The 5,785-nt window shown below is 44.3% G+C and carries 5 protein-coding genes; 1 reads left to right on the plus strand and 4 read right to left on the minus strand.

Translation table 11 applies throughout. The features are described from left to right. Window positions 1–498 precede the first annotated feature (498 nt). The 3 genes from QXE01_11295 to QXE01_11305 all read right to left on the minus strand — a co-directional run bounded on the left by QXE01_11295 (window position 499) and on the right by QXE01_11305 (window position 2,295). Window positions 499–951, minus strand: a complete 453-nt coding sequence (locus tag QXE01_11295; protein ID MEM4971821.1) for a hypothetical protein — start codon at window positions 949–951, stop codon at window positions 499–501. A gap of 601 nt (window positions 952–1,552) precedes the next feature. Further along, window positions 1,553–1,921 carry a nucleotidyltransferase domain-containing protein gene (locus QXE01_11300; protein MEM4971822.1) on the minus strand — a complete coding sequence of 123 codons (369 nt, stop codon included), beginning with the start codon at window positions 1,919–1,921 and terminating at the stop codon, window positions 1,553–1,555. 59 nt (window positions 1,922–1,980) lie between these two features. Beyond that, the gene (locus QXE01_11305) at window positions 1,981–2,295 is read right to left on the minus strand and encodes a HEPN domain-containing protein (protein MEM4971823.1); all 315 of its coding nucleotides are present in this window, start codon (window positions 2,293–2,295) and stop codon (window positions 1,981–1,983) included. Window positions 2,296–3,147: 852 nt separating this feature from the next. On the opposite strand from QXE01_11305, the gene cutA reads away from it, so the two are divergent. Then, window positions 3,148–5,445 (plus strand): glyceraldehyde dehydrogenase subunit alpha, encoded by a 2,298-nt coding sequence (gene cutA / locus QXE01_11310; protein ID MEM4971824.1) that lies wholly within the window; start codon window positions 3,148–3,150, stop codon window positions 5,443–5,445. A gap of 18 nt (window positions 5,446–5,463) precedes the next feature. Here the strand turns inward: cutA and QXE01_11315 are convergent. Further along, a partial coding sequence (locus QXE01_11315; protein MEM4971825.1) for an NUDIX hydrolase occupies window positions 5,464–5,785 on the minus strand: 322 nt, incomplete at its 5' end.

A 5,785-nucleotide genomic window follows, 5' to 3' on the forward strand; every position in this document is an offset into this window, starting at 1 on the left:
CCCACCGGCTTAGCAGGCCGGCGCCCTACCAGGCTAGGCGACCCCGGCTCTATTATTATATTATTCATGTGGCTTTTTAACTTTCAGATCTGTTCAATACTCTGTCTTGATCCCATTAATACACTATCTCATGGGCACGTCTGGCGCTTCAGTTATAACTCGAAAGCCTCGCCCTTCTAACGCAGGGAAGAGGTCAGCCTCTTCTGGCATCTGTATCCTCCCAAGTGTTTTTTAATACTACCCACCTGCTACAAGTAGGTCTGCAGCCTTCCATACCTTGCTAGCCTGCTTATAACTCTGAGTTTTTAGATTCTCGATATATTATGAGTTATAGATCAATGTAAAGGATCTGGTTTTTAGATAGTCTCACACCCATCCAGCCTTGGTATGTTCCTCTATATGGCTTCCCTATTGATGTAGATATCCGAGGAGTAGAAGTAGTGGAAGAGGTACTCAAAGGCGTAGAGTGAGGGTTATCTTCAGAATTTCAAGATCTTTTTAGTCTTTCTTTCCACCGTATAGCCTCTCCATATACTCCTTCATCATCTTTATAATATCAGTCTTAATCGACGAAACCTCACTATATACTAGATCAACTCTCCTCTCAAGAGATTCGAACCTCCTATTAATAGCCTCAAACCTCTTATCAACATAATCCTTAAGATCATCAATCCTCTTCTCAAGAGATTCGAATCTCTTATCAACATAGCTTTTGAGATCATCGAATCTCTTATCAACATAATCCTTAAGATCGTTTAATCTCTTATCAATAGCCTCAAACCTCTTATCAAAGGCTTCGAATCTCTTATCATTAGATCTCATGATGATATCTAGATATAGTATTACTATCTCTTGATCTGATAGTTTTTTGCCCTCAGCAACCTTCCTAGCAATCCTATTTACAGCCTCCTCAAGAACCCTCGAAAGCATAGCCTCAGCAACAACACCCAACTATATTACCAGATAAGATTAACGAGGAAAACTAATATTCATAACTAAAGCATAGCCCCCAGAGCGGGATGAAAGCATATCTAGAGATCCCAATCTATGAGATCAAGATGCATCATTACAAACAGCAAATTCACAGGGATCGGAATACCTATAGGGATAGATGACTACTATGATCTCTATGAGCAGTTACGAAGGGGAGAACATACTCAATAAGGCTCCGTATTTGCTCGAGGGAGATAGGCTCCCGAAGAGCGAGTGGGAAGGCTAGATAAAAGGTGATGAGGCGAGTGGCGATATCAACTAACACGAACCGCAATAAAGCAGAATCCCTAATACGGTCTTCGCATATCTATTGTTATTTGCTTTTAATTTAGCTAGAAAGCTGATCGTTATATTATTAAGATCTAGCTGCATAGGAAAAGCAATACCTCTACTAGGATATATAGTAAAGGCTGAAAATATCTAGGCCATTCAATATCTGGAAAGCCTTTAAAGATCGCCTGTCTCGGCTTCTTAGGTTTTTCTTTTAATAGAAAGGTACTATCTGCGATCGGAATTGGAGCGATCTGCTTCTGATTCTCATCTTAGATGCCCTTTGATGTTACATCTTCTCTATTTTTATGGTTTCCCTATATATTTTCCTCCTAATTAGCTCTTGGAACTCTTCCGGAGTTAATATCTTTAGGTCTATCGGGGCTTCAGCTGGTAAGCCGTGTTGCTCCGCGATCTTTTTTATAGCGATTATCGTGTCTATGTTCTTTAATGAAGGGTTATCTGTCACTATGACTATATCTATATCGCTAAGTACTGTGAGTCTGTTTTCCGCTGCACCTCCAACAACGTGCACCTCTAGGCAATCTCTATCTAATAGATCCATGCATGCTCTAGCAATAGCTCTAGCAAAGTCCCTCCATCTCCTTAGCAATGAGTATCTCTCTAACGCGAATCTAGCCCATTTCTCGTTCAACATTATTTATCACCTCGAAAGCCTTCCTAGCTATCTCAACACATACTCTTCCCTGTTTCTCACTATATGATATAGCTCTCTTCTAGAATATCCAGAGCATCGCGATTATCAGCTATAAACCTGTTGAGTAGAGAAGCTATGCTATCTCCGCCAGCATCCATAAACAGGTTTCTAAGCCTAGCAAGAAGAGTCTTGGAACCATGGATACACGGGTTCTCACCAAAATACCTATATAAAACCGCCTTAACAGCTAGCTGGATAGCTTCCTCAGCATTAAAACATGTGCCATCATAATCGCCTTCAGAGAGATCTCTAACAGCTCTAACTAGAAACCTCTCAGCGCGCTTCCGCAGTAGAGTATAATACTCACCACTCACACATGACGCACCTACCATGTATAAATATGCTAAGGCTGCAAATGAATTTGAGGTTCCAACCCCCCATGATATTCCTATCAACTTAGAACCTTATAGTGAGCTTCATAGTGACTTTATAACTAAACACCCCAGTTCCTGGGATGAGAAGAGGTTATCCATATACAGCGAGCCCCGCGAAGGCCGATCTTCTCTCGTCTTAAAGGGTTGAGCTTTTAAATCCGGCCTCTCACCCTAGAGGGAACCCTCATCCTTCAGGGCAGGGAGATTATATCGATCAACTGAGGACAAAGATCCATTCTAAGCCTCATGAATAGACTAAGATTACCGTTCATCCGAGAGCGGTCTTTTATCATTGTTTATGGTTATCTATATCCGCCCTCGGATTCATCACGGTCTCCCCGAGCACCTTTGCCGTGGTTCTCCCACGGATCTCGGAAACCCGGGGTCACTGATAAACATATGGTCTTCGGAGCTCATATATGTATCGGCATAGCTAATAGCCTTGAAAGGTCTTAACCATGAACCCATATAAAAGCTTCCAAAAATAATCAAAGATACTTCAACCCCCAAACTCCTATTTTAGTTATGTAGAAGAGATCACGATATTCGATGCTCTGCTTATAAACCAAGGAGGAGCTGAGGGCATGGTGGGCTTTAAGAATCTATGTTAAAGCCTCTTAGCTATGTGATCCAGCTAATGAGCTGAATGGTTTTTCCCTAACCTCTTATCGGTATTCCATTGTTCAACGCATCTACTAAGGCTGTTTGTGACTTGGTAATGCATTTAAATGCCTCGGATTATTCCTGGTTTACCATATAAGCTTTTATCAATGTTTAATATATGGTGTTGCAATGACCCAAAGTGAGATCTTTTTAGGTAGGTATGTTGGTAAGAGGGTTAAGAGAATCGAAGATCCGAGGCTTATAACGGGAAGGGGGCAGTATGTTGATGATATAAGGCTTCCTGGTGCTCTATATGCGTATTTCCTCAGATCTCCATATCCTCATGCAATAATAAGATCTATAGATGTGAGTGATGCTCTAAAGTTAAGTGGTGTAGTTGCTATATATACCTACAGAGATATCGAAAAATATGTAGAGCCTATTATATATGATGAGGCTAAGTCCGAGCCAATGACTCTTCTAGCTAGTGGGAAGGTTAGATATGTGGGAGAGCCTATCGCTATGATCATTGCAAGGGATAAATATGTTGCTCGAGATGCTGCAGATCTTATTAGTGTTGATTATGAGCCCCTCACAGCCCTCACAGATCCTTATAAGGCTATGGAGAGCGATATTAGGATCCACGAGCCTGCTGAGAGAAACATAGCCTTCGAGAGAGGCTTTAAATGCGGAGACCCCGATAGCGCCTTTGCCAAGGCTCATCTAGTGATCTCTGAAAGGCTCTACAACCAGGGCGTAGCACCAGCCCCTATGGAGCCGCGTGGTGTTGCCGCATACTTCGACGGCTATAACCTCACCGTCTGGTCATCAACACAAACACCGTTTGACCTGAAGGAAGAGCTATATTCAAGGCTAAAGCTCAAGGTTCCTAGGATCAGGGTTATCCAGCCTGATGTGGGAGGCGCCTTCGGCGCTAAGATCACTAGGTATCCTGAGGAGTTCCTCGTTCCACTAGCATCGATACAGCTAGGCTCGCCTGTCAAGTGGTACTCGACTAGGTGGGAGGATCTTGTTAGCCTTAATAGGGGTAGGGATCTATATGCTGAGGTTGAGGCTGCCTTTGATAAAGATGGGAGGATCCTTGGGCTGAGGGCTAGGATCATCGGTGATCTGGGTGCATATCCATGGGGAACAGAGCTACCAGTTATATGTGCGAGGATGCTTACAGGGCCTTATAAGATTGAGAATGCCTCGATAACCGCGTTAGGTGTGTATACGAATAAAGTACCCTTGATGGCCTATAGAGGTGCTGGAAGGCCTGAAGCAACCTACTTCATAGAGAGGATCATGAGTATAGCTGCGGACGAACTCGGGATCGATGACGTCGAGATCAGACTTAGAAACCTAGTCAAGGCTAGCGAGATGCCATATAAGAACTGTGCAGGGCTTACATACGACTCAGGTGATTACCCAGGCACGCTGCAGAGGGGCTTAGAGAAGCTCGGATATAGAGATCTATTGAGATGGGCTAGTGAGGAGAGTAAGAAGGGGAGATTAATAGGTGTAGGCCTCTCATTCTATGTAGAGATAACCTCGGGAGGCCCATTCGAGAGCGCTATAGTCAGGATTGAAAGCGACGGAAAGGTAACCATAATAAGCGGAGCATCACCACATGGGCAAGGAGATGCAACAGGCTTTGCCCAGCTTGCAGCCGATATATTAGGGGTCAATATCGAGGATATCAAGGTGCTCTGGGGAGACACGGATCTAATAGCTAGGGGGCTCTTAACCGCTGGAAGCAGAACCATGACCGTTGGCGGTGGAGCTGTGATCCAGGCTAGCTTAAAGGTTCTCGAAAAGGCTAAGAAGATCGCTGCCCACATTTTAGAGGCAAGAGAAGAGGATATAGTATTTGAGAACGGCAGATTCTACGTGAGAGGCACCCCGGATAAGGCTGTTACTCTGAAAGATGTTGCGGCAAGAGCCTATTTCTCACCACCCCCGGGTATCGAGCCCGGCCTCGAAGCGATAAGCTATTACAATCCGGGTGGGCCTGTCTACCCATTTGGAGTCCATATATCTGTTGTTGAGATCGATAGAGATACGGGTAGGGTCAAGGTACTTCTGCATAGATCATATGACGATGTTGGCAGAGCCATAAACCCAATGCTAATTGAGGGACAGCTAATGGGAGGCATAGCCCAGGCGGTAGGCCAGGCTCTCTATGAGGAGCTCCTCTACGACGATCAAGGGTTCCCGAGGAACCCGAATCTAGCTGATTACCTAGTGCCAACAGCTGTTGAGATGCCCATATTCGAGATCAACTTCCAGGAGACGCCTACCAAGCATCCTCACGGCACTAGGGGTGTTGGGGAGATAGGGACCATAGCGGCTCCACCAGCTATTATAAGGGCTATCGAGGATGCTCTAAAGAGAGCTGGTATTCGTGTGAGGATAACCCGTATGCCTGTAAAGCCTGAGCAGATCTATAGGCTTTTATCATCAACAGAGAAGGGTAGAGGCTAGCATTCTCTATCCTTCCCGCTAGATCCCGTTCTTAGCGATAAAGCTTATATAATATAGAAGAGAGGCGATTGTCTTTCCATCTATTATATCGCCTCTACTAATCATATTAATAGCCTCTCGAAGACCTACCTTGATCACTTCTATGGCTTCATCCTCCTGATGAGAAGATCCCTCATAGATTAGCTTTCTAGCAAGAAATACATATAGGATCTCATTTGAAACCCCGGGGGAGCTATACATTTTAAACAACTCTATAAGCTCTCCAGCTCTATAGCCAGTCTCTTCTAGAAGCTCTCTCTCAGCAGTACTTCTAGGATCCTCTCCAGGCTCTATAGTTCCT

This window comes from Sulfolobales archaeon (assembly GCA_038897115.1).
Taxonomy (GTDB): Archaea; Thermoproteota; Thermoprotei_A; order Sulfolobales; family AG1; genus AG1.

Excerpts from the sequence above, each read along its gene's own strand:
- QXE01_11300 (MEM4971822.1), bottom strand. The coding sequence starts at position 1,921 with ATGTTGAACGAGAAATGGGCTAGATTCGCGTTAGAGAGATACTCATTG.
- cutA (MEM4971824.1), top strand. The coding sequence starts at position 3,148 with ATGACCCAAAGTGAGATCTTTTTAGGTAGGTATGTTGGTAAGAGGGTT.